This window comes from Streptomyces sp. SID3343 (assembly GCF_009865215.1).
Lineage (GTDB): Bacteria > Actinomycetota > Actinomycetes > Streptomycetales > Streptomycetaceae > Embleya.
On record NZ_WWJX01000070.1, the window covers coordinates 1 to 1,504 of the forward strand.

Genomic DNA, 1,504 nt, shown 5'->3' on the forward strand with positions numbered 1-1,504 from the left:
GACGGTGGCCGAGGTGGTCGCGCTCGGCCGTACCCCGCATCAGGGCCTGTTCGACCGGGAGAGCGCACGCGACCGGGACACCGTCGCCGACGCCCTGGCCCGCTCGGGCGCGGCGCCGTTCGCCGACCGCGTGTTCGCTTCGCTGTCCGGAGGCGAACGCCAACGCGTACTGCTCGCCCGGGCGTTGGCCCAGGAGCCGGCCCTGCTCGTGCTGGACGAGCCGACCAACCACCTCGACATCCGGGCCAGGTTCGAACTGCTCGCCCTGATCCACGAGCTGGGCATCACCACGCTCGCGGTACTGCACGACCTGGACCTCGCGGCCCGTAGCTGCGACCGGCTGATCGTGCTCGACGCCGGCCGGGTGGTCGCGGCGGGCTCGGTCGTCGACGCGCTCACCGAGCCCGTCCTGCGCGACGTGTTCGGCGTCAACGCGAGCACCGCTCGGCACCCGGACGGCGTGGTGCGCATCCACTACGCCGCCGCTCCGCTGGCCACGCCCCCGGTCCGCGTACCGTTGGCGCCATGAGCAACCTCGATACCCACCCGACCCTGTCGACGTGCGGTGGCCGGGCGGGCGTCCCGGGCGAACCGGTACGCGAGCTGCTGAAGTCGCGCGACGTACAGCTGGGCGAAAGCACGATGGTGCGTCGCCTGCTGCCGAGCCTGGGCCGGCGGATGATCGGCGCGTGGTGCTTCGTGGACCACTACGGCCCGGACGACATCGCGGCCGAGCCCGGCATGCAGGTCCCGCCGCACCCGCACCTGGGCCTGCAGACGGTGAGCTGGCTGCGCGAGGGCGAGGTCCGTCACCGCGACAGCCTGGGCAGCCTGGCCACCGTGCGGCCGGGCGAACTGGGCCTGATGACGTCCGGGCGGGCCATCTCGCACTCCGAGGAGTCGCCGGTCGAGCACCCCCCGCTGCTGCACGGCGCGCAACTGTGGGTGGCCCTGCCCGACGCGCATCGCGCCGTGGACCCGCACTTCGAGCACCACGTCGAGTTGCCGGTGGTCACCGGCGGCGGCCTGAGCGCGACGGTGATCATGGGCACGCTCGACGGCGCGGCCTCGCCGGGGACCGCGTACACGCCGCTGGTGGGCGCGGATCTGACCCTGGCCGCGGGCGCGGATGTGCGACCACCGCTGGAACCGGACTTCGAGTACGCGGTGATGTCGATGTCGGGCGAGGCCGAGGTGGACGGTGTCCCGCTGACCCGCGGCGGCCTGCTGTACCTCGGGTGTTCGCGCTCCGACCTGCACATTCGGTCCGCGAACGGGGCCGATCTGTTGTTGCTCGGCGGCGAGCCGTTCGCCGAGGAGATCGTGATGTGGTGGAACTTCGTGGCGCGCACCGGTGATGAGATCGTCGCGGCGCGGGCGCAGTGGGAGACCGGGACGGCGTTCGGCGCGGTACACGGCTACGCCGGCGAGCGGCTGCACGCGCCGACGCTGCCGGCGACGCCGTTGCGGGCGCGGGGTCGGGTGCGCTGAGTCGGCGCGGGAC

Annotated in this window: 2 protein-coding genes; both read left to right on the forward strand. The window is 73.5% G+C overall.

What is annotated here, in order from left to right; all coding sequences use genetic code 11:
• Positions 1 to 529, forward strand: a 529-nt coding sequence (locus GT354_RS02685; RefSeq protein WP_161354532.1) for an ABC transporter ATP-binding protein, incomplete at its 5' end; no start/stop codon positions are given.
• Positions 526 to 1,491 carry a pirin family protein gene (locus GT354_RS02690; RefSeq protein ID WP_161354533.1) on the forward strand — a complete coding sequence of 322 codons (966 nt, stop codon included), beginning with the start codon at positions 526 to 528 and terminating at the stop codon, positions 1,489 to 1,491. The genes GT354_RS02685 and GT354_RS02690, both read left to right, overlap by 4 nt.
• Positions 1,492 to 1,504 lie beyond the last annotated feature (13 nt).

Coding starts and splice junctions, on each gene's coding strand:
- GT354_RS02690 (WP_161354533.1), top strand. CDS start 526: ATGAGCAACCTCGATACCCACCCGACCCTGTCGACGTGCGGTGGCCGG.